This is a genomic window from Flavobacterium bizetiae (genome assembly GCF_902804475.1).
Lineage (GTDB): Bacteria > Bacteroidota > Bacteroidia > Flavobacteriales > Flavobacteriaceae > Flavobacterium > Flavobacterium bizetiae.
On sequence record NZ_CADCSU010000046.1, the window covers coordinates 1 to 25,280 of the forward strand.

A 25,280-nucleotide genomic window follows, 5' to 3' on the forward strand; every position below is an offset into this window, starting at 1 on the left:
GCTGTGAGAAATAAAATAATCCATCGGGTTTTTGCAGTAATAAAAAACCAAATCCCTTATAAAAAAGATTTGGTTTTATCATAGAAATCGGGATGACAAAAAATGCGCAAAGAAAGCTTAAAAAATAAAAAACTTTGCGACTCTGCGACTTTGCGCGATTAATAAAAATAGCCTCGCGAACTTTGAGAGAGATTTATACATAATGCTTAAAATGAACTTATATAACTTATATGGTTCAAATCAGATCAAGCAAATCACAAAACTCGTTTTATCTTCATCGGTTTGGTAACTTAAGTAGCCGCCATGGGCTTCGATGATGTTTTTAGAAAGTGTTAGACCAATTCCGGCGCCATCTTTTCTGGTGGTGAAAAATGGCAGAAATACTTTGTCTCTAATCTCAGAATCAATTCCTTTTCCGTTGTCTGAAATGGTAATAAAAAAGCGATTGTTTTCGGTATAACTGGACAAAAACATTTTCTTTTCTGACTTTTCTTTTAAGGCGTAAACACTATTGGTGATGAGATTAATAATCACTTGTTCGATCTGACTTTTATCTATCAAAATAGATCTTGGGCTACTGATTTCATTAACCAATTCGATATTCTCCGCTTTCAAAATTGGACTCATAATTCGCATACAATCCTCTAAAAGTAAATTTATTGGCGTCATTTGTTTTGTAGGCGTTGGCAGCATGGCGAGTTTTCGATAATTTTCGACAAAAACCTGCAAGTGATCACTTCGATTGATAATGGTCGAAATACTACTTTTAATATCATCGAAATCATCTTCTTCAAGTTTTTCCTGATCGACAATCTGAAGTAAATTCTGCGAAAGCGCACGAATTGGCGTTAAGGAATTCATCAATTCATGCGAAATAATTTTCATCAGATTAATCCAGGCTTCTTTTTCTTTTTTCTCAATAACACGCTGAATACTATCTAATAAAATAATAAAATATTCTTTTTCATACGTTTGTGTGTAGGATGTTTGCAGCATAAAAGTCTGTAGATCCTGTTCTTCTATTTTAATCGAAATTGCCGATTTTAATTCTGAAAATTCGGTTTTCTCAATCTCAGTACAAAGTGATGGTAAATAATTTTTCAGGTATTTCCAGTGACTCACTTTTGGTACTTTAAACAAACGGGAAAAACAATCGTTCATTAAAAAAACATTCCAGTCTTCGTTTTCTTTTTCAAGAATCAAAGTCGCTGTATCTATATTATTTAATATCGATTTATAAATTAATTCTTTTGAAGTCTGATCTTGCTGCTGGTATTTTAAGGTCTCATATAAAAGATATAAATTACTAAATTTCTTTTCTTTATAATCTTTCGGGAAGTTGGTCGAAAAATCATTCTGCAAGATCGAAAGCAATATCTTGTCATAAAACAAAGAATGATTTTTAATATAAAAATACATCTCAAACAATAATAGAAAAATAAAAAACCCAACTAAAAGCGCATTGTAATAAAGCGTTTTATAAATCAAAAAAATGCAAAAGAAAAAGGGAATCATAACAAAGACAACCCTTAAAAACAACGCATTATAAAATTTCCAGTTTTTCATTATTTTATTTTTTATTGCCCGAGATTAAAGTTTTTAACCGCAAAGCACACAAGGTTTTTCGCAAAGTTCGCAAGGTTTGGTTTGCAATTTAAACCTAATTAAAGATCACAAAACTATATCTATAGAATTGTGTTATGAGTTTTTCAAATCGTACTTTTCAATCCTTCTGTATAATGCAGCTCTTGACAAACCAAGCTCTTCTGCCGTTTTACTGATGTTTCCGTTGTATTTGAAAAGTGTTTTTTCGATAGCACTTTTTTCCATTTCAGATAACGGGTTTTCATCGTTTTCCTGAATTTCTTCGAAATCTAAAATATCGAGATTCGTTACAGAAATGGTATTATTATCGGCTAAAATCAAAGCGCGTTCTATTTTATTTTCAAGTTCGCGAATATTTCCTTTCCATGGATATTTTTCTAAATATGGCGCTACATTATCTTCAAAATGCCATCCCGAAGCTTCAGGACCATGATTGTATTTTTCGGCAATCTTATCCAGAATAAAATGTGCCATCGGGACAATATCATCTTTTCGTTCGCGCAATGAAGGCAAATGAATTTCCATTGTATTGATTCGATATAGCAAATCTTCACGGAAGGTTTTGTTTTTAACCTCAGCTTTTATATCACTATTGGTTGCTGCAATTACACGAACATTCAAAGGTCTGGCCTTACTTTCTCCTAAACGGGTAACGGTTTTAGTTTGCAAAACGTGCAATAGTTTAGATTGCAAATGCAGCGGAATATTGCCAATTTCATCCAGAAAAATTGTTCCTCCGGAAGCTATTTCAAATCGGCCGGGAGTATCTGTTTTGGCATCTGTAAAAGCGCCTTTTGCATAACCAAAAAGCTCACTTTCGAATAAATTATCACTCAAGGAACCCAAATCGACATGAATAAAGGGTTGTGCTTTTCGCTCAGAATTCAGATGAATAAATTCTGCAAAGACATATTTTCCTGTTCCGTTTTCACCCAGAATTAAAACGTTTGCATCTGTTCTGGCCACTCTTTCGGCAATAGAATAGGCTTGTTTTATTTTAAGCGAATTTCCAACAAAGTAGTTTTTTGCTGGTTTTTCTTCGACAACTTTTTTACTATTTTTTCTGCTTTCGGCTACAGCCTTATCAATTACTTCAAGTAATTTTTCGTTATTCCAGGGTTTCAGAATATAATCAAAAGCACCAATTTTTATTCCTTCAACAGCGGTATCAATTTTACCAAATGCGGTCATTAAAATCACAATGGTTTGTGGCGAAAGTGTTTTTATTTCTTTGAGCCAATGAATGCCTTCACGCCCATCTTCGAAACCAATTCGGTAATTCATATCTAATAAAACCACATTTATTTCATTTTCACTTAAAATAGAAATGATTTTTTTTGGACTATTTTCTGTAAAAATGGTTTCAAAATGTTTTTTGAGAATCATTTTTGCCGAAAAAAGAATTTCTTCCTGGTCGTCGACGATTAATATTTGGGCTTGTTTTTTTCGCATGATGTCTTTTTTTGTTCGATAACGAACGGTCAACTGTTCATTATCGAACACTTCTTTTTTGAATGGTTTTTAAAGCTTCTTTAAAATCAACACTTTACAAATAATAATTTTTACGGCACAGTATTTACCTATTGGTAATCAGTAAATTATTAAAGAAATGGACAAAGTAATTCCTCGTAAAAATAGAAAATTTAGATATCTCACAATAGCAATTGGAGTTTTTTTAGTTTTGGCAACAATCGTATTTTTTTCGTTTAATACTAAAAGAAGTTTAAATGTAAAAGCAGAAGAATTAAGTGTTCAGAAAGTTGAAAAAGCTTTTTTTGAAGATTTTGTTGTTTTTCAGGCCAAAGTAGAACCTTTGAATGTGATGCTGGTAAATGTTACTGAAGGAGGATCTGTAAAAGAGATTTTTGTTGAGAATGGCGCGATGGTTACACAAGGTCAGTCGCTGGCTCGTTTGTACAACCCAAATACGGAGCTGAATTATCTGACTCAGGAAACAGCAATTATTGAGCAAATCAACAATTTGAATACAGGAAAACTAAACATTAGAAATCAGGAATTAAACTTAAATAAAGATTTGGTTTTAATTGAACATGATTATAATGATGCAAAAAGATTATACGACATGAATGCCCGATTATATGAAAAAGAGGTGATTTCTAAAAATGACTGGAATACGTTTAAGGAAAGTCTTCGTTTTCAGGAAGAACGCAAAAGAACGATTCAGCAAAGTATTCAAAAAGAAAAACAAACGAATCAGATTCAGATTTCGCAAATCAATCATTCGATTCAAACCATGGAGAAAAGTTTGGATATTTTGAGAAACAACAAAAAGAACTTTTTGATTACTGCTCCGGAATCCGGCCGATTAACTTCTTTTCAACCCGTGTTAGGAAAAACATTTCAGGCGGGTGAAAGCATCGGAAAAATAGATTCTAAACAAGGTTACAAATTGACTGCGGATGTTGATGAATTTTATTTGGAAAAAATACGCGAAGGTTTGAAAGGTCATGTAGAATTTAAAGGGAAAAACCTTGAAGTTTTAGTTACCAAAGTAATTCCGGAAGTGAAAGGAGGACATTTTATAGTAGAACTGGCTTTTACATCTAAAGAGGATATTGTATTACAAGACGGATTAAGTTTTGGCGTGAAACTAATTTTATCTGAAAAAAATAAAACTCTTGTCATTCAAAAAGGAAGTTTTAGTCAGGAAACCGCAGGAAAATGGATCTTTGTAGTAAAAGGAAATAAGGCTGAAAGAAGAAATATAAAATTAGGCCGGGAAAACCCTTCGTATTATGAAGTTCTGGAAGGTTTAAAAGAAGGAGAATCTGTGATCACTTCGTCTTATACTGACTATAAAGATGTTGAGCAATTATCGATTAGTAGTTCACAGTAAAACAGTTTTCAGTCTCAGTTTTCAGTTAAAAAGTTTGCCACGAATTTCACAAATTTTCACGAATTTTTATTCTGATAGTCAAAAATTTAATTCGTGCTAATTCGTGAAATTAGTGGTAAAAAATAAAAGTTTCAATCATCAATCAAAAAACAATCAATAACAACTAAAATTTTAAAACTATGATAACAATTCAAAATTTAACCAAAGTTTTTAGAACAGAAGAAGTAGAAACATCAGCTTTAAGCGGGATTTCTTTAGAAATTAAAAAAGGAGACTTCCTTACAATCATGGGACCTTCTGGTTGCGGAAAATCGACTTTACTAAATATAATCGGACTTTTGGATAGCGCAACCAGCGGAAGTTATAAGCTTTTAGATCAGGAAATGGTGGGTTTAAAAGAAAAAGGAAGAGCCATTGTCCGTAAAGAAAACATTGGTTTTATTTTCCAGAATTTTAACCTGATTGATGAACTTTCGGTTTATGATAATATCGAATTGCCTTTGCTTTATAACAATGTAAAAGCATCAGAAAGAAAACAAAAAATCGAGGCAATTGCTGAGAAACTAAATATTTCGCACCGATTAAAACATTATCCGCAGCAACTTTCAGGAGGACAACAACAAAGGGTTGCCGTTGCAAGAGCTTTGGTAAATGATCCTAAAATTATCCTTGCCGATGAGCCTACAGGAAATCTGGACAGTAAAAATGGTAATGAAGTAATGGAACTTTTAACAGATTTACATGCTAAAGGAGCTACTATTTTGATGGTGACACACTCCGATTATGATGCTTCGTTTTCGCAAAAAACGATTCACATGAAAGATGGTGTTATATTTTCTGAAAAACTAAATCAGAGAAATGTTGATGTTTTTATGGACGCTAAATAATCTTAAAATGATAAAATTTATTGTAACCGCAATCTTAATCCTGGTGGGATTTGTTTGCAAAGTATTAGCTATAATATAACAATCTAACAGGCTTAAAAACCTGTTAGACCAAACTAAAAAAACCAACTACAATAACTATAAAAAAACTATCATGATTTTTAACTGGTTTAAAATATTTATATATCATTTAAAGCAAAACAAATTGTTTTCGTTTTTGAATGTCATGGGATTAAGCATTGGAATCGCCGGAGTAATTTTCGCAATTTTATATTGGAATAATGAACACGCCTACGATAAATGGAATCCTGAAAAAGAAAATGTATATCAGGTTCTAAATAAATTTGGAGACAGTGGCGATATATGGAACTCAAGCCCTGTGCCTTTTGGCTTAACCTGCAAAGCCACTATTCCTGAAATCGAATCTATTACTTTTTTCGCCAATTGGTATGCCGAAGATGTAATAAAACATGGCAGCCAAAAATGGATTGGAAAAAAAATCATAATGGCAGATTATGACTTTTTTGATTCTTTTCCGTTCCCAATTCTCAAAGGATCCAAAAAAGACATCTTAAAAGAAAAAAATAGTGTTGCTATTTCTGATGAGACTGCGAAACTAATTTTTAAAAACGAAGATCCTATTGGCAAAATTATTACAAAGGACAATAAACCTTTTGTGGTAAAATCGGTTTATAAAATCATCAAACCTTCTTCTATAGAACCCAATTATGTTTTTGGGGGCTTAATAGACCAAAATGATATTAGCCAATGGGGGAACTTCAATTATACCCTAATGATTAAAACCCGAAAAGGAGTTAGTATAGAGACGGTTTTAAAGAAGATGAAAAATGTAAATTTTATCAACAGGACTCTAAAAAGTGCTAAAGAAAATGGTCAAACAGCTGAGCAATATATCAAAGAAAATGGTGAGATTGGGATTATTGTTGACCAATTAGCGACATCTCGCTTACACGGCACAAAATCTATTAATGTCGATAATTTTCCTGAAGGCAGAGGTAATTTACAATTACTTTATATCATGGTTGGTTTATCTATCCTGATTCTTACTTTGTCTTTAGTAAATTATATTAATCTTGCAACTGCTTCGGCAATAAAACGTGCCAAAGAAGTAGGAGTTCGTAAGATTGTTGGTGCGAGCAAAAAACAAATTATCGCTCAGTTTATATTTGAAACTGCTATAATTGTAACTCTGGCTATTCTTTTTGCCTTGGCAATTGTAGAACTTTCATTGCCATACTATAACAACTTTTTGAAAAAGTCTTTAACTATGAATGGCAACGAATTTTACCTGCAGCTTATTTTTATATTTGTATTAGTAATTGTTCTTGCTGGTATATTCCCTGCTATTTACATCTCTAATTTTGAAACATTAAAAGTTTTAAAAGGCAATTTTTCCAGAAGCAAAAGCGGTATCTGGATCCGAAATTCGATGTTGATTTTTCAGTTTGGTATTGCTGCCTTTTTTATTATTGGTGCTTTAATCGTAAACTCTCAGGTAACTTATATGATGAATAAAGATCTTGGCTTTAGCGGAGATCAAGTCATCCGTATTCCGTTTAGATATAATGATCAATCTAAAAAATCCGAAAAGTACCAAACTACAAAACAAGAGATCTTAAAATTTTCAGGCGTTAAGGATGCATCTACATTTGCAGGTTCTTTTGGAAATGGCAGTAATTCAAGTTCAGGTTTTACCTACAATGGTATTTTTGTACAGCCAAGGAATATTGTAATGGATTATGGTTTTCTCGAAATGATGAAAATTAAAATTGTTAAAGGAAGAGATTTATCCCCGAAATACGCTTCAGACACCATCAGCAATTGGCTAATAAATGAAACTCTGGCCAAGAAACTAGGACTTAAAAACCCTATAAATACCATAATACAATCCGGTTGGGGAAATGAGAAAGGAAATATGTCATTTAAAGTGGTTGGTGTTGTTAAAGACTTTCATGTTACCGGTCTTCAGAGCGAAGTTCCTCCAATGATTTTCGTAACAATAAAAACTCTTAAATGGAATAATTTTGATAATGTTTTTGTAAAAGTTTCACCTAACAACCTAACCGAGACTTTAGCAAAATTAAAAAACTATTGGGAGAAAAACATCAATCAGGATTATCCTTTTGACTACGAATTTGTAAACAAAGGATTTGCCAAAACCTATCAAGAACAGGTGAAACAGAAAAATTTATTTTTTATCCTGAATCTCGTGGTAATCATTATAGCCGTTTTTGGATTATTTGCTTTAGCCTCATTCTCGATGGAAAGAAGATTAAAAGAAATCGCAATCAGAAAAACATTAGGCGCAGAAACGGATGCTTTACTAAAAGAACTTTCCAAACAATATATCGGTTTCTGTTTATTTGGGTTTGTAATTGGTATTATCCCAGCCTATATTTTGTTACAAAAATGGCTGGAGAATTTTGCATTCAGAACCAGTATTTCAGTTGCTCCGTTTAGTGTTGCTCTAGTTTCGTTAGTGATTTTAACTTTAATAATAGTGTTGGCAAAAGCCTATCAGGTAACCAAAATCGATATCTTAAAATATTTAAAATACGAATAAGCTTGTAGACCATTTTTTTTAAGAAACCCGCCAAATTTTAACAACTTGGCGGGTTTCTTTTTATTTTACATTACAGCATCAGCATAGAGTAGTTTATACAATTGCGTGTCTCTATCATAAACATCAGGATAAAAACCAATATCGCCGTCATCGCTTACCCAGGCTGTAAAATAACCAATGTAAATAGGTATTTTAGTTTTAAGCTTACAAGTAGTTTCTTTTTCGCCGCTCATCGCCTGATCTATTTTATCAACTGGCCAATCCGGATCGTCTTTTAAAATGGCAAGCGCTAGATTTTTTGCTTCTTTTACATTAATACATCCATGGCTAAAAATACGTTTTTCGAATTCGAACAAACTTTTTGCCGGTGTATCATGCAAGTAAATATCATTCGGGTTTGGGAACATAAATTTCACCAATCCCAGAGAGTTTTTAGGACCTGGTTTTTGTCGAACGTTCCCGCCATTCCATTCCATATTATGATCGGCCAGATAGTTTTTATCTTCGGCCATTTTTAGTTTTAATTCATTTTTAATGATACTCTGCGGAACATACCAATAGGGGCTAAAAACAATCCTGTCCATCTCTCCGCTAAAGATCACCGTTTCGGTCATTCGGGTTCCCACAAAAACATCTGATACTAATTCGTATTTACCATTTTTTACATAAATCAACCTGAATGATGGTATATTAATCATTATATATTCATCTGCTTTTGCCAGATTTGTCGGGATCCATCGGCAACGCTCCATGTTTAGCATTATCGTTTTTATACGATTACCAATTGGCTCATTCATTTGGTTGATATGATCTCTGGTAAGGGCATAATTTAATTTAAGTCCGTATCTTTTTTTATACTTTAAAACACCGGCCATCATCTCTTCGTCGTAGACATCTCTTTTAGAATCCTGCGCTAAATCTCCCACCACAAATAATCGTTCGCGTATTTGTTTTATCGCAACACCACTATCAAATGGTCGCAAATCTTTGTAAGTTGCACTATCAATATCTATTTTTTTCCAAAGATTATTTTTCTCAATTGTTCGGTATTTTTTTAATACTTTTTGAAGTTTATAATATTGTCCGAATAAAAGATTTTCATCTTTATTTAATCGGTCCGGATCAACCATAAGAGAGTCTAATATCTTGGCATACGATATGTTTTTTGCCGGCAAGAACCAACCAATTTTCTTTAGGGTTGCAGCATCAACACCTGAATAAACGTTGCTCGCATAAAACACATACATATTAGACAATAAAAGTTCGGTATCAATTTGAGGTAATTTATTAGAGACATTTTCATTAAAAATATCATCTACCAAATCCATATAAGGCATCGTAGCTTTTATACCCTGGTCATTAAGCAAATGCACTTTATGATACAAGAGCGATCCAAATTCGCTAACACTTTTATCATCATGCCAAATCAAATTATATTCTTTCTTTTTATAAAGATCCAGAACATCATTTTGGTATTTTTTTAATTTGGGATATTTTTTATAAAACTGAGTAATGGATTCCGCATCAACAGTAGCTTTTGAAACATATCTTTTGGAGGAAAGAACATTTTCAAATTCCGTCTTTTTATTTTTTGTAATAATCTCTTTGGCAGAAGATTCAAAGGGTGACATCAAAAAACTAACAGCAATAATTACAGAGAAGAAAGTAAAATTTCGCATATTTCTTAGATTTAAATTAGAAAGGAAATTCTATTAAAAAAATACCGAAACCCCATAATTTGTCCAAAAACAAGTTTTCATATATTTTTCAAACAGTGGAAATCATAATTTGGGTACTCAAATATAGCTAAGATTATTGACATTTTAGTCATCATTTTTTTAAAATTGAATATAAAATTAATCAGTTTTAACTTAAAAAGCATTTTTAATGCATCGTCTAAGATGCAATTTTTGCTTTAGTTTTATTGTAAGAAAGCAAATACAAACCATTAAAATCATTTTGACTAATCTCTATATCAATAAATACAATTTAAAAGGGTTTGAATCCGAACATAATCTGTTATCTTTGTAGTCTGAAATCAGTTTAAATAAACACAATACGTAAATTGATTTCTTTCAATAGAAAACAGTAGATTAAGATGAAATTAGATAGAAAAGAAATTCTTAAAGCTCTAGAGACAATCACTATAGCCGGAGAAGGAAAAAATATGGTTGAAAGTGGCGCTGTTGCCAATGTCATTACTTTTGGTGATGAAGTTGTAGTAGATTTACTTTTGCACACACCAGCAATGCACATTAAAAAAAGAGCCGAAGATGATATCAGAAAAACAATTCTTGAGTTGGTATCTCCTGAGGCAAAAATCAAAGTAAACATTAAAGTTGAAGCAAAGGAAAACCCGAACGAAATAAAAGGAAAGGCTATCCCGGGAATCAAAAATATCATTGCCGTTGCCTCTGGTAAAGGTGGAGTTGGTAAATCGACTGTTACTGCAAATCTTGCTGTAACGCTTGCTAAAATGGGTTTTAATGTTGGTATTCTTGATGCCGATATCTACGGACCATCGATGCCTATTATGTTTGACGTTGAAAGCGAAAAACCAATTTCGATCACTATTGACGGAAAATCAAAAATGAAACCTGTTGAAAGTTACGATATCAAAATACTTTCTATTGGTTTCTTTACAGCTCCAAGTCAAGCTGTTATCTGGAGAGGTCCAATGGCTGCAAAAGCATTGAACCAAATGATTTTTGATGCAGATTGGGGAGATTTAGATTTTATGTTAATCGATTTACCTCCGGGAACCGGAGATATTCATCTTTCGATCATGCAATCGTTACCAATTACTGGTGCTGTTGTAGTAAGTACTCCTCAGGCTGTGGCTCTTGCCGATGCTAAAAAAGGAGTTGCTATGTTTATGCAGGATAACATCAATGTTCCTGTTTTGGGAATTATCGAAAATATGGCGTACTTTACACCAGAAGAATTACCTGACAATAAATACTATATTTTTGGACAAGAAGGTGCAAAAAACCTTGCTCAGGATTTAGATGTTCCGTTTTTAGGTGAAGTACCAATCGTACAATCTATTCGTGAAGCCGGAGATTATGGCCGCCCTGCAGCAATGCAAACTGCCTCTGTAATCGAAACTGTTTTCGAAGAGATCACCAGAAATGTTGTGCAGGAAGTAGTAAACAGAAATGATACTTTGCCTGCTACAGAAGCCATTAAAATTACAACTATGGCAGGTTGTTCAGCAGTAAAGAAATAAATTAGATAATGAGATAATGAGGCAATTTGATAATGTTTCCGGGAGAATTTAAAATTTTCTTTAAGCATTATCGAATTCTCTAATTCTCTAATTGACACATTAATATTATGACAACAGAAGAATTAACAAACAACGTATTATTGGCTCTAGACGAAATCAGACCTTTTTTAAATTCTGACGGAGGAGACATTACGCTAATTTCTATAGACGATGACAAACATGTCAAAGTTCGTCTTGAAGGAGCATGTATTAGCTGTAGTGTAAACCAAATGACGCTAAAAGCAGGTGTTGAAACAACAATAAAAAAATATGCTCCGCAAATAGAAACTGTGGTAAATATAATGTAATAAAAACGCTATTTTTTCTGCTTTTTAGATTTAATCAATTAACAAGAATAATAGTTCTTTAAGCGCTTTGATTTGATATTTTTTAAAAATAAGACACAAACAAAGCAACTTATTGCGGATTTAGCAAAAAACAACGTAAAGATTTAAGAGTTTTAGTTAAGGAATTGTTACATATTTAACTTAAATTTGTCACATAACCCCAAAATCTTAAATTTATGAAGAACTATTACGCTCTATTTTTATTGCTATTTTTTGTTTCTGTGAATTATGCACAGCAAACTACGCAAACTCTAGTTGTTGACAAAGCCTGGTTAAACGAATCAGAAGAATGGTCAGACTTTAAATACTCAGGTCAGATTGTATTTTCGACCAACGCAAATGAAGAAGAAGGCAGTTTAAGAATTGGTAATTATGATTTCTTATACGATTTCTGTAACGGCAAAGCCAAATTTGCAAACAAAGCAACTTACAGCGCAGCTCAATTTGCACATCCTAGAAAAGTATCTGTAACAACAGATAAACAAGGAGTAATGAATTCAACTTATGAAGGTACTTTAATCTTTCAATCAGATAAAGATTATTATTCTGTAATTGCTTTTGTCACTATACTAGAAAAAAACGGAAATATTCTTGGTGTAAAAATGCGCCCTAAAGAAGGAAGCAAAAAAGAATACGCATTTAGTTTAAAAAATAGTTAACGTAATTAAGGATTTTTTCACGTTATAAAATCCTAACCAGTAAAATTCCAAATAATTAAAATGGATGTATTAATAAAGATTAAAGATCGAGAAGGAGTTATACACGAGTTACAAGCTCCAACTGATATGGCAATGAATATAATGGAGTTATGCAAAGCATACGAACTACCTGTTGAAGGAACATGCGGCGGAATGGCCATGTGTGCTTCTTGCCAGTGCTATGTTCTTAATGATGTTGCATTACCTGAAATGGGAGATGAAGAAGAAGCCATGCTGTCGGAAGCATTTTACGTTAAATCAAATAGCCGTTTGGGTTGCCAGATTCCAATTACTACCGAGTTAGAAGGATTAGAATTAGAATTAGCTCCTGAATACTAAACCATAAAGTACAATATTTTAAAATTCCAAATTCCAACAATAGTACACACTATCGGAATTTGGAATTTTTTATTTGTAGTTTACCCCAACTCATTCGGATCAAAAGGTTCAAATTCTCTTTCAGGAAACGCTTCGGTTAAAATTCCTGACGAACACAACCAGGTTATCGTTTCTTCGAGTGTATTTCCTGCTTTATAAATCATTTCGCTATGTCTTGGCAAAACGAAATATTCTCCTTTATAAAGAATAATTTCATCTCCGTCATACGTGTCTCCAATTCTAATTGTCCCGAAATCTCGGGATAAAACTTCCTCTTTTGTCAACACCTCTTTTCCTTCATCCCAAAACCAATATTCAGTTATACGATTTTTCCATTCTTCTAAAGTAAGAATTATGGTTTCCGGAAGATAGATTCGAACATAAGTTCCGCCAAGAATTCCGCTTCCGTAAGTTGAAACATATTCTTTATAATCATCATCAAAAACAATATTTAAGGTTTTCTCGCACGCCAGAATATCTTCATCCTCTGCAAGAAATAAGTCTGTTTTATTGGTCTTGTAATTCGGGATTATTTTATAATTGTCGAAATTCATTTCATCTGTATTTATAATAGCTAAGATACGATTTTCGCTATTTTCTTTAAAACTTTAAACTCAAATATCATATTCAATTTCTCCTATATATAAGAGATTAAATTTTGCATCAGCTATCGAAACCGGGTTTTTAATTTGATTTTTCGAAATAAACACAAGCGTATTTAGCTCTTCCGGATTTTTGTTTAAGTGCATCAATCTTTTTTTCGCTTCAGAAATCCATTGTGTACCATACGAATATCCCACGAATTTTTCTTCAAAAGAAATCGCTTCATTTTCAAATCCGCTTTCGATAAAATCATGATCTAAAAAATGCTCGCTTTGGGATTTTGCAAACTCCGATATGTATTTTTCTTCGTAATCATCATCTTTATAATACGCCTCATCTTCTCCCACAAAATCAAAATATTCTTTTTCTGATTCAAACTTCCCAAACCAAAAATAACTAATCTCTGTTCTCATAATTTTAAATGAATATCAAACAAAAGTATCGTTTATGAATTACAATTTTTAAAAGTTACGCAATAAAAAAACCGCAATCACATTTCTGCAATTACGGCTTTTCCTTTATAACAATTTTCTTTAATCTCTAACTTATACCAAACCTGCCTGAATTAAATATTCAGCAATTTGAATTGTGTTTGTTGCAGCACCTTTTCTCAGGTTATCAGCAACGATCCACATGTTTAATGTATTTGGCTGGCTTTCGTCACGACGAATTCTACCTACAAAAACATCATTTTTACCTTCTGCATATAATGGCATTGGGTATGTAAATGTATCTAAATTATCCTGCACCACTACTCCATCTGTATGATGCAAAATTTCACGTACTTCGTTTACATCAAAATCATTTGTAAACTCAACATTTACCGCTTCACTATGTCCGCCAACAACTGGTACACGAACTGCAGTTGCAGTAACTCTGATAGTATTATCACCAAGAATTTTTTGAGTTTCACGAACTAATTTCATTTCTTCTTTAGTGTATCCGTTTTCTTCGAAACTATCGCAATGTGGAATCGCATTTCTATGAATTGGATATTTGTATGCCATTTCTCCCTGAATTCCGGCGTACTCATTTTCTAATTGTCTTACCGCTTTTACGCCAGTTCCGGTGATCGATTGATAAGTAGAAACAATGATTCTTTTGATGTTGTATTTTCTGTGCAAAGGAGCCAAAGTCAATACCATTTGAATAGTAGAACAGTTTGGGTTTGCAATAATTTTATCTTCTTTTGTTAATGTATCAGCATTGATTTCCGGAACGATCAATTTTTTTGTCGGATCCATTCTCCATGCCGAAGAATTATCAATAACTGTTGTTCCTGCTGCTGCAAATTTTGGTGCCCACTCTAATGAAGTATCTCCTCCTGCCGAAAAAACAGCAATATCTGCTTTCAAATCAACAGCGGTTTGTAATCCTACAACTTTATATTTTTGACCTTTATATTCAATTTCTTTTCCAACCGACTTCTCAGAAGCCACAGGAATTAATTCTGTAACAGGGAAATTTCTTTCTGCTAAAACTTTAAGCATTATTTCGCCAACCATACCAGTGGCACCTACAACGGCTATTCTCATTTTTATATTTTTAGTATGAATTAATCTAATTTACTCTGCAAAAGTAGCTATAATAAAAAACAAAACAATGTGCTTCACAAAAAATAACAAAATGTTACAAATCAAACAAAAATAAAAAAAACCGCCTCAATCAAGAAGCGGTTAAGTTAGACTTAGTGTAGCGGTATATTATATTATTGCTTATTCTTTAACAGATCTCTAATCTGAATAAGTAATTCTTCCTGTGTTGGTCCTGCTGGTGCAGCTGGTGGCGGAACTTCTTTCTTTTTTGCATGATTTATTCCTTTAATAATTAAGAATAAAACAAAAGCAACAATAAGAAAGTTAATTACTGCCGAAAGAAACAAACCATATTTAACGCCTCCAAAAGCAGTTAGCTCTTCTATAGTCGATAAATGTGCCGCATCTAGTGCCGGTTTTAATATTAATGGCGTAATTACATTTTCAATTAATGAGCTCACAATTTTGCCAAAAGCAGCTCCAATTATAACACCGACAGCCAAATCGACTACGTTGCCTTTCATTGCAAATTCCTTAAATTCTGAAAACATCCCCATAATTGATTCTTTTAGTTTATAAATTAATTGAAATCGAAAATACGGAATTTTCTGCAAAGTTTCAAAATCTACCTAAAAAATACTCTTTTTACGCGTTGCGAAATGCTGGTCATAATTTCATACGGAATCGTTTTTAGCGCTGCAGCCATTTCTATAACGGTTGGGCTTTCGCCGAAAATAATCACAGAATCTCCTTCTTTACAGTCGATATGGCTTACATCAACCATCAGCATATCCATACAAACATTCCCTACTATTGATGCTTTTTGATTTTTAATTACAACATAACCCACTAAATTTCCCCATAAACGAGAAATTCCGTCAGCATAACCTATTGGTATTGTTGCAATTTTAGTTTCCTTTTCGGCCATAAAACGACGTCCGTAACCCACACTATCTCCGGCAGGAATTGTTCGAACCTGAGAAATAATCGATTTTAAAGTCCCAACGTTCTCCAGGTATTTCTGTTCTGCCGGATCGTTTGAAACTCCATACAAACCAATTCCTAAACGTACCATATTATATTGTGCGTCCGGGAAATTACTAATTCCGGATGTATTTAGAATATGACGAATTGGGTTTATATTTAATTCTGAAATTAATTTTGATGATAATCTTTCGAATAAATTAATCTGCGAATGAACAAAATCAAAATGTCTTGCTTCGTCGCTTGTTGCCAAATGCGACAATACACTTTTTACTTTTACGGTTGAATTTCCTTTTAAAGTCTGAATCAATTCGTCCAGCGTATTTTCTTCAAAACCCAAACGATGCATTCCTGTATCTAATTTAATATGAATAGGAAAATCTTTTAAATTCTTTTCGCGGGCAATTTTCAAAAAGGCTTTCAATCCTTTTACACTATAAATTTCTGGCTCAAGATTGTACTGAATAATCGAAGGAAAACTGGTCGATTCAGGATTTAAAACCATAATTGGCAGTTTTATTCCACCATTCTTAAGCGAGATTCCTTCATCGGCGAAAGCCACACCCAAATAATCGACTTTATGATGTTCGAGTAATTTCGCAATTTCTAATCCTCCGTTGCCATAACCAAATGCTTTTACCATCACCATTAACTTTACGTTATTGGCTAATTTTGATTTAAAATAATTCAGATTATAACTGATAGAATTCAGATTAATTTCGAGAACTGTTTCGTGCGTTTTCTCTTCGAGCAGCGACACAATTTCTTCAAACTGAAATGATCTTGCTCCTTTTATTAAAATCGTTTCATTTTCGAAATTCAGATTTTCAATTTCAGCAATAAATTCGGCTGTATTTTGAAACGTGATGACATTAGAAAATTTAGACTTAAAAGCCGAAATTGTAGTTCCAATTCCGATCACTCTGTTAATTTTATTATCCGTAATTAATTGCCCAACTTTAGTGTACAATTCTTCATTCGAAAAACCACTCTGAACAATATCAGACAGAATAATCGTTTTTGAAGCATTCTTTTTCTTCTGACTTTCCAGAAAATCAAGGGCAATTGTTAGCGACTCAAAATCGGAACTATAACTATCATCAATTATACTGCAATTATTGATTCCGTTTTTAACTTCCAGACGCATTTGTACCGGATACAAACGCGCAAATCTATTCTGAATCGTCTCTGAATCGTATTTTAAATAAAGCAAAACTACCAAACAAGAGATGGCATTTTCTATAGAAGCGGTATCACTAAACGGAATTTCAAGATCGAAAGTTTCTCCTTTATATTGGTATTGAATATGTGTTGAATCGCTTTTATTTTCTTTTTTCAGAATAAAAACATCAGCAGAAGTATCTATAAAACTCCACGAAAAAAGAGTTCTTGGATGCATCATATATTCGGCGACAAACTGAGATAAACAAGAATCTACAATTTCGTTCTTTTGATAAATTATTACCGGGCAGTCTTTAAATAAAATTAATTTTTCGTCGATCTTTTGCACTAAATTCAAAAATCCCTCATCGTGTGCGCTTCCTATATTGGTAAGTACGCCAGTGGTGGGTTTGATAATTTTCTGCAGATTTACCATTTCGTTAACCGTAGAAATCCCGGCTTCGAAAATTCCTAAATTATGTTTTTCATTAATGGCAAGTACAGACAAGGGAACTCCTACCTGAGAATTGTAGCTTTTAGGGCTTCTGATGATATTAAAATCAGGGCTTAACAAGAAATTAAGCCATTCTTTTACGATCGTTTTACCGTTGCTTCCGGTTAACCCAATAATAGGAAAATCGAAAAGATTACGGTAATATCCTGCCAACTCCTGTAATGCTTTTAGCGTGTTTTTAACGACAAGAAAATTGGCTTTACCCGCACAATTTTCTGGGATATATTGTACTACGAAATTTTGAACACCATGCGCAATCAACTCCTCAATATACAAATGAGCATCATTATTAACACCTGATAAGGCAATAAACAAAGTTTCAGATCCGTTTTGTAAAGAGCGGCTATCGATTGAAATATGATTAATAAAAATATCCGTTTCGGAGCCCGTCCATTCGGCATTAAGAACCGGTATAAGGCTTTTTAAGTTTATGCTCATTGAGAAATTCTTTTTGTCAAATTTAAAAAAAGGTTTGCCATGAATTTCACAAATTTTCACTAATTCTTTGTGTGTTTTTTTTGCCACAGATTAAAAAAAGGTTGCCACGAATTGCACAAATTTTCACTAATTCTTTGTGTGTTTTTTTTGCCACAGATTAAAAGATTCCCGGAGATTAATAAAGGTTTGCTAAGAATTATAACAAATAAAATTTGTGTTATTTCGTGAGATTGCTTCGCCTGTTCGCTATCGCTCGGGTCGTGGCAAAAAACCAGCATAGAAAAGAAATCTTTTTTAATTCTTTTAATCTGTGGAAAAAAAAATAATTCATGCTAATCCGTGAAATTCGTATCAAAAAACATTATTTGTTTATATTTGCTTAACACCACTAAACACAACGTTTTGAAAAGAATCCTTCCTTTATTTTCGTATATATTACATCCGATTTTTATCTCGATGTATGCCACTTTATTTTACCTTTTTTGCAAAAATGACGCTTTTACTAATCAGGAAAAATATTACGTTTTATTTCAGATTCTGATCATTACGATTTTAGTACCGGTATTGTTTTTCTTGTTGTTACGTTCAACGGGACATGTAAAATCAGTAATGGTACATGAAACTTCACAACGCAGGATTCCGCTTGTCCTGCAATGTTTTTTGTATATTTTACTGGTAAAAAGAAGCATTGTTATCGCGCGTTATCCGGAGCTGCACTTCTTTTTTCTGGGTGCGTTGTTTAGTACAATTTTAGCTTTGGTACTTTCCATGTTTAAAGTAAAAGCAAGTTTGCACATGATGGCCATTAGCGGATTTACAATTTTTGCCATCGGGCTTAACATGCATCTTCAAATGCAAAATCCTTATTGGGCTGCTTTTCTGATTTTAATGACTGGAGTTGTAGCATCTTCTCGTTTAGAAATGGAAGCACATTCGCCAAATGAATTACTCATTGGAACTTGTATAGGTATTGTTCCGCAATTGCTGTTTTTATATTTGTGGCTATAAAATATAGAAAATCAAACCTATATTCATAGCGTTCATTTGAATACTTTCTCCAGAAACGGTTTTCACTGATTTATCGAACAAACTATTTAAACCATAATAACAATACACGTTCCAGGTATTATAACCCGCTGACATGTAAACGCCGTATTGAAATTGATTGACGTCTTTATTATTAGAGATTTTATAAGTCGTTTCTCCGTCTTTCAGGATTGATTTATCTGAGAATATATAACTCAATTTTACCCCGCTATAAATCCTCCAGAATTTATAACTTTCGTAGGTCGAGGTTCTCCATCGAAACTCAATAGGCATATCTACTGAGTATTGCTTGTATCTGTTGGTAACAAATTCGCTATAGCCATTTACGCCATACACCTGCTCTCCGTCCGGACCTTTTGAAATGGTTAAGTTTTGATAAAAGTTTTGATAACTCAACCCTAAACCTGCTGCAATCGAAATGTTTCTTGTTTTATTGATGGGCATATCACGCAAAAAACCTGCAGAAAGTCCTGCTGAAAATTTGTCCTGTTTTAAACCTGAAGGAGCCTGAACCAAAAGATTATATGTAACCGAAAAATAAAACTGATCTTCACGATATAAAGAATCGATTTTTACAATAGGTTTTATCTCCGGCTTAACGTCTTGCGCAAAAGAATTGAAAAACGATACTAAAAACAAACAACTAAAAAGTAATCGCATATCGTATTTTGGTTTTAAAGAGTTTTTCAAGTAAACGTTTTTTAGAGTAGATTTATTTTACTTACAAATATAATATAATGCTAGTTCAGGAAGCAATTAGATCGTAATTATTCTCTTTTTGATGAAGAATAAATTCATTCTTTGCACTTTTTTCATCAAATCAGGAACAGAATTCAAAAAATAAATCGATTTTACTTTGATCTTTTATACCTTTGTCGGGAAATGAAAAGAAAACAACTCATATTAAGTGTTTCTTTGGCTCTGACAGTATTGTTCTCAATATTGTTTCAGTCCATACACAGTTATGAGCATATTGTAAAGCAGCTTTCAGAAAAACAATGTCATCATAACTATAATGACCCAAATGGCGAAATAACGCATCAGCATCATGATTATGATGTATGTTTTGTTTGTCATTTTGTTTTTGGAAGTTATATTGTTCCTGAACAATTTGCTTTTGAGTTTCATTCTTTCAACTACGAAATCCCTTATTTTTTCTCTCTTTCAGAAAAAACATTTTCACTTTCAGAAAGTCCGTATTTACTGCGTGGCCCGCCCTCTGCTATAGTTTCTTAAGTTCGAAATCATTCGAAGTAAAATCAAACTCTTTTTAAATCTAATCCTGAAAAATTAGCAGATTTCCCCATCCTGAAATTCTCGGGATCGGCAAATTTTACTATTCTTTTTCGTTTTTGTTTTTCAAAAGATAAATACAATTAACTATAGCATCATTTTCAAATGAAAAAAATAATATTAGCCCTTATTTTAGGGTTTTCGGGCATTCTTTCTGCTCAAAATTCGGTTTCAGGAACAGTAACAAATCTTGAAAACCAACCGTTAGCAAACGTATCTGTTTATGCGCCTGAGCTGCACAAAGGAACGACGACTGATCAGAACGGAAAATATGAATTTAAGAATCTTCCAAACGGAAGCTTCCGTATTACTTTTAGTATCGTTGGATTCACCGCTCAAAGTAAATCAATCAATAAATTATTAAAAGAAAATACCATCGATATAACGCTTACCGAATCTGTTTTTGAAATGGATGAAGTGGTAGTTTCAACACCTTTTAATAAGCTGCAATCGCAAAACGTAATGAAGGTGGAGCACGAAAGTATTAAAACTTTACAGCAAAAAGGAACTTCGACTTTAATCGAAGGTTTGGCTACAATTCCAGGGGTTTCTCAAATTTCTACCGGAACCTCTATCGGGAAACCGGTCATTCGAGGTTTGAGCGGAAATCGTGTTTTGGTTTATTCTCAGGGTGTTCGTATCGAAAATCAACAATTTGGAGACGAACATGGTTTAGGTTTAAATGATGCCGGAATCGAAAGTGTCGAAGTGATCAAAGGGCCAGCATCTTTATTATATGGTTCTGATGCTTTGGGTGGAGTTTTGTATTTTAATCCCGAAAAATTTGCCGATGCAAATACATTCAAAGCTAATTTTAGTCAAAAATATTTCACGAATACACAAGGAAGCAATTCTTCTATTGGACTAAAAACTTCGACTGATAACTGGAAATTTCTTGCTCGTGGAAGTTTCAATACACATTCTGATTATAAAATTGCAGATGGGGAACGCGTAACCAACACTCGTTATAACGAAACTGATTTTAAAACCGGAATTGGCTACAGCAATTCTAGTTTTTCTAGTGTTTTAAGATACAACTACAACAAACTTGATCTTGGAATGCCAGATAACGGAATTGGAGAGCAATCGACCAGCAAAAACACAGAGTTTCCAAGACAGGGAATTTTCAATCATTTATTGAGTTTAAACAACGTTATCTTTTTTCAAAATTCGAAATTAGATGTTGATTTAGGATATATTGCGAATGACAGAAGCGAGTTTGAAGACAGTAACGAAGCATCGCTTCATATGAAACTGAATACTTTTAACTACAATGCTAAATATCATTTCCCAAAATTGGGTAAAATTGAAACTATTTTGGGAGTTCAGGGAATGCACCAAACAAACAAAAATTCTGGTGAAGAATATTTGATTCCGGACGCTACAACAAATGATTTTGGTGTTTTTGGAACTGCAAATTACGAATGGGACAATAGTGTTATTCAGGCCGGATTGCGTTTTGACAACCGAAATATTACTTCTATAGCACACGGAACTGAAGGCGAAGAAGGTTACTTTTTACCTCTTGACAGATCTTTTGACAGTTTTAATGCTTCTTTGGGTTATAAAACAAAACTGGCAGAACCGCTAACTCTTAGATTGAATGTGGCAACCGGATTTAGAGCTCCAAATTTAGCGGAATTAACTTCGAATGGGGTTCACGAAGGAACCAACCGTTATGAAATTGGAAATGCTAATTTGAAAACGGAACAAAACGTTCAGACTGATTTGAATTTAGAATACAAAAACACGCATTTTGAATTCTTTATTAATGGATTTTACAATCATGTAAACAATTATATTTTCACTTCGCCAACTGGAGAAGTTCGTGACGATAATGATGTTTTTGCTTATATTCAGGACAATGCAAAATTATACGGTGGTGAAGTTGGTCTACACTTTCACCCTCACCCATTAGATTGGTTGCATTTTGAAACTAGTTTTGAAACGGTTACGGGTAAAAAAGCAAACAATGATTATTTGCCTTTAATTCCTGCTAACAACTGGAACAACACTTTAAGAACGGAATTTAAAATCAACAACTGGTTTGAAGAGGGATATGCTTCTTTGAATGTTTCATCAACTTTCGCGCAGAAAAATGTGAGTGGTTTTGAAACGGCTTCAGACGGCTATACTTTAGTAAATTTAGCTTTTGGAGGAACGGTAAAACTTGGTAAACATGCTTTTGATGTAAACCTGAACGGAAATAACTTATTCGATAAAAAATATATTGCTCACTTATCAAGATTAAAAACAGACGGAATTCCTAATATCGGACGTAATATCGTGTTGGGAGTTAACTTCAACTTATAATTTTTTTTAATTAAACCATGTAAGTATGATGCCTGTTTATTTTGTTTTTGGTTGAACATGTATTTCTTACGTGGTTTATTTAATTGTACTTTTTTAAACCACGAATTTATATTTTAAACCATATAAGTTATATAAGTAAATATTAGGCTAAACCTAAATTAAATGAACTTATATAACTTATATGGTTTAGTTCTTTATCGCTTTTATTTTCACAACAAAAAACGCTATTTTTGTGACAACTGTTAAACATAAACTATGAAAAAAACATTTCTTATAATGGCAATTACAACTGCAGGAATTTCATTTGCACAAAATAAAATTCAATATCCTGAAACTAAAAAAGGCGAAACAGTTGACGTCTATTTTGACACAAAAGTAAACGATCCTTACCGTTGGCTTGAAGATGACAAATCAGCTGAAACAGGTGCTTGGGTAAAAGCTCAAAATGAGGTTACTTACGGATATTTAGATAAAATTCCATTTCGTGAAGAACTAAAAAAACGAATGGAAAAACTTTGGAATTATGAGAAAATCAGCGCTCCATTTGTAGAAGGAAAATTTACTTATTATTCAAAAAACAACGGACTTCAGAATCAAGCTGTTATTTATAGAAAAGGAAAAGATGGCAAGGAAGAAACTTTCTTAGATCCAAATACGTTTTCTAAAGACGGAACAACTTCTCTTGGTGGTTTGAATTTTTCTAAAGATGGAAATAAAGCTGCTTACGCGATTTCTGAAGGTGGAAGCGACTGGAGAAAAGTAATCATTATTGATGCTTTGTCTAAAAAAGCTATCGAGGACACTTTGGTTGATGTAAAATTCAGCGGTGTTTCATGGCACGGAAACGACGGGTTTTATTACTCTAGTTATGACAAACCTAAAGGAAGCGAATTATCTGCTAAGACAGATCAGCACAAATTGTATTACCACAAACTTGGAACTTCTCAAAAAGAGGATAAAGTTATTTTTGGTGCAGATCAAAAAAGAAGATACGTAGGCGGTTATGTTACTGAAGACGATAAATATTTAGTAATTTCTGCTGCTAATTCTACTTACGGAAACGAATTATACATCAAAGATTTAACTAAAGCGAATAGTCCGATTGTAACGATTGTAGACAATTTTAGCAGCGACAATCAGATCATCGAAAACGAAGGAACAAAATTGTTTATCGAAACTGACTTAAACGCTCCAAACAAACGTGTTGTAACGGTTGACATAAGCAATCCTAAACCAGAAAACTGGAAAGATTTTATCAAAGAAACTCAAGATATTTTATCGCCTTCAACCGGAAGCGGATTTTTCTTTGCTAATTACACAAAAGATGCTGTTTCATTTGTACAACAATACGATTATAACGGAAAATTAGTTCGCGAAATCAAACTTCCTGGTATAGGAACTGCAGCTGGATTTGGAGGAAAAAAAGACGAAAAGACTTTATACTATAGTTTTACAAACTATATAACTCCAGGGACAATCTATTCATTTGAACCAAAATCTGGTAAATCTGAAGTATATCAAAAACCAAAAGTTGATTTTAAAAGTGAAGATTACGAATCAAAACAAGTATTCTATACTTCAAAAGACGGAACAAAAATCCCGATGATCATCACGTATAAAAAAGGATTAAAATTAGACGGTAAAAACCCAACAATCCTTTACGGTTACGGCGGATTCAACATTAGCTTAACGCCAAGTTTCAACATTGCAAATGCTGTTTGGTTAGAAAATGGCGGAGTTTACGCTGTTGCTAACTTAAGAGGTGGTGGAGAATATGGTAAAAAATGGCATGATGCAGGAACTAAATTACAAAAGCAAAATGTATTTGATGACTTTATTGCTGCCGGCGAATATTTAATCGCGCAAAAATATACTTCATCTGCTTTCTTAGCGATTCGTGGAGGTTCTAACGGAGGTTTATTAGTTGGAGCTACAATGACACAACGTCCGGATTTAATGAAAGTTGCATTACCAGCTGTTGGTGTAATGGATATGTTACGTTACCATACTTTTACTGCAGGTGCAGGTTGGGCTTACGATTACGGAACGTCTCAGGATAGTAAAGAGATGTTCGAATATTTAAAAGGATATTCTCCTGTACAAAATGTAAAAAAAGGTGTTCAGTATCCTGCAACTATGGTTACAACTGGAGATCATGATGACCGTGTAGTTCCTGCACATAGTTTTAAATTTGCTGCTGAATTGCAGGAAAAACAAACTGGTCCTAATCCGGTTTTAATTCGTATTGATGTAAAAGCTGGTCACGGAGCAGGAAAATCTGTTGCGGCTATGATCCAGGAAAATGTAGACATTCAGGCGTTCACGCTTTACAATATGGGTTTTAAAGCTTTACCTAAAAAATAAAACTTTAATCGCTTAAATTGTTAGCCACGAATTCACGAATTATTTTTGTGAGTTCGTGGCTTATTTTTTTTACCACAGATTCTGTGACGTTTTTTTTCGCCACGAATTTCACGAATTAGCACGAATTATTTTGCCGAGAGCTATTTTATTTCGGATTGAGAATTTTACCGCAAAGCACGCAAAGATTTTGTATCAGCTTGTCGTTGTAAAAACACAAGTTTCGCAAAGCTGGTTCAATACAAAGCTTTGCGAACTTTGCGTTTTTATAAAATCTTCTAAGTATAAAAACTTTGCGTGCTTTGCGGTAAAATTAAATCTGCATGAAAATTAATTCGTGAATTCGTGGCTGTTTTTTGTTTTCTCGCAGATCTTGCAGATTTAGCAGATTTTTTGTGTTAGGATCTGCA

20 protein-coding genes are annotated in these 25,280 nt (G+C 33.3%); 11 read left to right on the forward strand and 9 right to left on the reverse strand.

From position 1 onward, the window contains the following. Positions 1-240: 240 nt before the first annotated feature. The gene (locus FLACOL7796_RS04080; RefSeq protein WP_173969559.1) at positions 241-1,566 is read right to left on the reverse strand and encodes a sensor histidine kinase; all 1,326 of its coding nucleotides are present in this window, start codon (positions 1,564-1,566) and stop codon (positions 241-243) included. 132 nt (positions 1,567-1,698) lie between these two features. Then, positions 1,699-3,057, reverse strand: coding sequence for a sigma-54-dependent transcriptional regulator (locus FLACOL7796_RS04085; protein ID WP_173969560.1), 1,359 nt, complete (start codon positions 3,055-3,057; stop codon positions 1,699-1,701). 157 nt (positions 3,058-3,214) lie between these two features. On the opposite strand from FLACOL7796_RS04085, the gene FLACOL7796_RS04090 reads away from it, so the two are divergent. The 3 genes from FLACOL7796_RS04090 (at position 3,215) to FLACOL7796_RS04100 (ending at position 7,930) form a co-directional block, all read left to right on the forward strand. Further along, positions 3,215-4,462 carry an efflux RND transporter periplasmic adaptor subunit gene (locus tag FLACOL7796_RS04090; RefSeq protein WP_173969561.1) on the forward strand — a complete coding sequence of 416 codons (1,248 nt, stop codon included), beginning with the start codon at positions 3,215-3,217 and terminating at the stop codon, positions 4,460-4,462. Between the two features lie 179 nt (positions 4,463-4,641). Next, complete coding sequence (locus FLACOL7796_RS04095; RefSeq protein WP_173969562.1) at positions 4,642-5,349, forward strand: ABC transporter ATP-binding protein; 708 nt, start codon at positions 4,642-4,644, stop codon at positions 5,347-5,349. A 151-nt stretch (positions 5,350-5,500) separates the two neighbouring features. Further along, positions 5,501-7,930, forward strand: coding sequence for an ABC transporter permease (locus FLACOL7796_RS04100; protein WP_173969563.1), 2,430 nt, complete (start codon positions 5,501-5,503; stop codon positions 7,928-7,930). Positions 7,931-7,995: 65 nt separating this feature from the next. Here the strand turns inward: FLACOL7796_RS04100 and FLACOL7796_RS04105 are convergent, their stop codons facing one another. Next, positions 7,996-9,609 (reverse strand): L,D-transpeptidase family protein, encoded by a 1,614-nt coding sequence (locus FLACOL7796_RS04105; protein ID WP_173969564.1) that lies wholly within the window; start codon positions 9,607-9,609, stop codon positions 7,996-7,998. Positions 9,610-10,028: 419 nt separating this feature from the next. On the opposite strand from FLACOL7796_RS04105, the gene FLACOL7796_RS04110 reads away from it, so the two are divergent. The 4 genes from FLACOL7796_RS04110 (at position 10,029) to FLACOL7796_RS04125 (ending at position 12,582) form a co-directional block, all read left to right on the forward strand. Next, positions 10,029-11,159, forward strand: coding sequence for an Mrp/NBP35 family ATP-binding protein (locus FLACOL7796_RS04110; RefSeq protein WP_173969565.1), 1,131 nt, complete (start codon positions 10,029-10,031; stop codon positions 11,157-11,159). A 107-nt stretch (positions 11,160-11,266) separates the two neighbouring features. After that, complete coding sequence (locus FLACOL7796_RS04115) at positions 11,267-11,506, forward strand: NifU family protein (protein WP_055097397.1); 240 nt, start codon at positions 11,267-11,269, stop codon at positions 11,504-11,506. Positions 11,507-11,721: 215 nt separating this feature from the next. Then, positions 11,722-12,204, forward strand: coding sequence for a hypothetical protein (locus FLACOL7796_RS04120; protein WP_173969566.1), 483 nt, complete (start codon positions 11,722-11,724; stop codon positions 12,202-12,204). 60 nt (positions 12,205-12,264) lie between these two features. After that, positions 12,265-12,582, forward strand: a complete 318-nt coding sequence (locus tag FLACOL7796_RS04125) for a 2Fe-2S iron-sulfur cluster-binding family protein (protein ID WP_026982672.1) — start codon at positions 12,265-12,267, stop codon at positions 12,580-12,582. 80 nt (positions 12,583-12,662) lie between these two features. On the opposite strand, the gene FLACOL7796_RS04130 is transcribed toward FLACOL7796_RS04125, so the two are convergent. From FLACOL7796_RS04130 to FLACOL7796_RS04150, 5 genes are all read right to left on the reverse strand, one after another. Next, a complete protein-coding gene (locus FLACOL7796_RS04130) occupies positions 12,663-13,175 on the reverse strand; it encodes an SMI1/KNR4 family protein (protein WP_173969567.1) in 513 nt (170 codons plus the stop codon). Between the two features lie 60 nt (positions 13,176-13,235). Beyond that, a complete protein-coding gene (locus FLACOL7796_RS04135) occupies positions 13,236-13,637 on the reverse strand; it encodes an immunity 22 family protein (protein WP_173969568.1) in 402 nt (133 codons plus the stop codon). Between the two features lie 132 nt (positions 13,638-13,769). Then, positions 13,770-14,759: an aspartate-semialdehyde dehydrogenase gene (locus FLACOL7796_RS04140; protein WP_173969569.1), complete on the reverse strand. Its 990-nt coding sequence runs from the start codon at positions 14,757-14,759 to the stop codon at positions 13,770-13,772. Positions 14,760-14,932: 173 nt separating this feature from the next. Then, positions 14,933-15,316: a large conductance mechanosensitive channel protein MscL gene (gene mscL / locus FLACOL7796_RS04145; RefSeq protein WP_065451524.1), complete on the reverse strand. Its 384-nt coding sequence runs from the start codon at positions 15,314-15,316 to the stop codon at positions 14,933-14,935. A 68-nt stretch (positions 15,317-15,384) separates the two neighbouring features. Beyond that, complete coding sequence (locus FLACOL7796_RS04150) at positions 15,385-17,856, reverse strand: bifunctional UDP-N-acetylmuramoyl-tripeptide:D-alanyl-D-alanine ligase/alanine racemase (RefSeq protein WP_173969570.1); 2,472 nt, start codon at positions 17,854-17,856, stop codon at positions 15,385-15,387. Positions 17,857-18,258: 402 nt separating this feature from the next. Here FLACOL7796_RS04150 and FLACOL7796_RS04155 point away from each other — a divergent pair, with 402 nt between their 5' ends. Continuing rightward, positions 18,259-18,864: a hypothetical protein gene (locus FLACOL7796_RS04155; protein WP_232067289.1), complete on the forward strand. Its 606-nt coding sequence runs from the start codon at positions 18,259-18,261 to the stop codon at positions 18,862-18,864. Here FLACOL7796_RS04155 and FLACOL7796_RS04160 read toward each other — a convergent pair. After that, a complete protein-coding gene (locus tag FLACOL7796_RS04160; protein WP_317168322.1) occupies positions 18,859-19,593 on the reverse strand; it encodes a porin family protein in 735 nt (244 codons plus the stop codon). The genes FLACOL7796_RS04155 and FLACOL7796_RS04160 overlap by 6 nt on opposite strands. Positions 19,594-19,785: 192 nt before the next feature. Here FLACOL7796_RS04160 and FLACOL7796_RS04165 point away from each other — a divergent pair, with 192 nt between their 5' ends. The 3 genes from FLACOL7796_RS04165 to FLACOL7796_RS04175 all read left to right on the forward strand — a co-directional run bounded on the left by FLACOL7796_RS04165 (position 19,786) and on the right by FLACOL7796_RS04175 (position 24,873). Beyond that, a complete protein-coding gene (locus tag FLACOL7796_RS04165) occupies positions 19,786-20,139 on the forward strand; it encodes a hypothetical protein (RefSeq protein ID WP_173969571.1) in 354 nt (117 codons plus the stop codon). 162 nt (positions 20,140-20,301) lie between these two features. Then, positions 20,302-22,509 carry a TonB-dependent receptor gene (locus FLACOL7796_RS04170; RefSeq protein WP_173969572.1) on the forward strand — a complete coding sequence of 736 codons (2,208 nt, stop codon included), beginning with the start codon at positions 20,302-20,304 and terminating at the stop codon, positions 22,507-22,509. Positions 22,510-22,764: 255 nt separating this feature from the next. Continuing rightward, a complete protein-coding gene (locus FLACOL7796_RS04175; protein WP_173969573.1) occupies positions 22,765-24,873 on the forward strand; it encodes a prolyl oligopeptidase family serine peptidase in 2,109 nt (702 codons plus the stop codon). Positions 24,874-25,280: the final 407 nt, after the last annotated feature.

Excerpts from the sequence above, each read along its gene's own strand:
- FLACOL7796_RS04080 (WP_173969559.1), bottom strand. The coding sequence starts at position 1,566 with ATGAAAAACTGGAAATTTTATAATGCGTTGTTTTTAAGGGTTGTCTTT.
- FLACOL7796_RS04085 (WP_173969560.1), bottom strand. The coding sequence starts at position 3,057 with ATGCGAAAAAAACAAGCCCAAATATTAATCGTCGACGACCAGGAAGAA.
- FLACOL7796_RS04090 (WP_173969561.1), top strand. The coding sequence starts at position 3,215 with ATGGACAAAGTAATTCCTCGTAAAAATAGAAAATTTAGATATCTCACA.
- FLACOL7796_RS04095 (WP_173969562.1), top strand. The coding sequence starts at position 4,642 with ATGATAACAATTCAAAATTTAACCAAAGTTTTTAGAACAGAAGAAGTA.
- FLACOL7796_RS04100 (WP_173969563.1), top strand. The coding sequence starts at position 5,501 with ATGATTTTTAACTGGTTTAAAATATTTATATATCATTTAAAGCAAAAC.
- FLACOL7796_RS04105 (WP_173969564.1), bottom strand. The coding sequence starts at position 9,609 with ATGCGAAATTTTACTTTCTTCTCTGTAATTATTGCTGTTAGTTTTTTG.
- FLACOL7796_RS04110 (WP_173969565.1), top strand. The coding sequence starts at position 10,029 with ATGAAATTAGATAGAAAAGAAATTCTTAAAGCTCTAGAGACAATCACT.
- FLACOL7796_RS04115 (WP_055097397.1), top strand. The coding sequence starts at position 11,267 with ATGACAACAGAAGAATTAACAAACAACGTATTATTGGCTCTAGACGAA.
- FLACOL7796_RS04120 (WP_173969566.1), top strand. The coding sequence starts at position 11,722 with ATGAAGAACTATTACGCTCTATTTTTATTGCTATTTTTTGTTTCTGTG.
- FLACOL7796_RS04125 (WP_026982672.1), top strand. The coding sequence starts at position 12,265 with ATGGATGTATTAATAAAGATTAAAGATCGAGAAGGAGTTATACACGAG.
- FLACOL7796_RS04130 (WP_173969567.1), bottom strand. The coding sequence starts at position 13,175 with ATGAATTTCGACAATTATAAAATAATCCCGAATTACAAGACCAATAAA.
- FLACOL7796_RS04135 (WP_173969568.1), bottom strand. The coding sequence starts at position 13,637 with ATGAGAACAGAGATTAGTTATTTTTGGTTTGGGAAGTTTGAATCAGAA.
- FLACOL7796_RS04140 (WP_173969569.1), bottom strand. The coding sequence starts at position 14,759 with ATGAGAATAGCCGTTGTAGGTGCCACTGGTATGGTTGGCGAAATAATG.
- mscL (WP_065451524.1), bottom strand. The coding sequence starts at position 15,316 with ATGGGGATGTTTTCAGAATTTAAGGAATTTGCAATGAAAGGCAACGTA.
- FLACOL7796_RS04150 (WP_173969570.1), bottom strand. The coding sequence starts at position 17,856 with ATGAGCATAAACTTAAAAAGCCTTATACCGGTTCTTAATGCCGAATGG.
- FLACOL7796_RS04165 (WP_173969571.1), top strand. The coding sequence starts at position 19,786 with ATGAAAAGAAAACAACTCATATTAAGTGTTTCTTTGGCTCTGACAGTA.
- FLACOL7796_RS04170 (WP_173969572.1), top strand. The coding sequence starts at position 20,302 with ATGAAAAAAATAATATTAGCCCTTATTTTAGGGTTTTCGGGCATTCTT.
- FLACOL7796_RS04175 (WP_173969573.1), top strand. The coding sequence starts at position 22,765 with ATGAAAAAAACATTTCTTATAATGGCAATTACAACTGCAGGAATTTCA.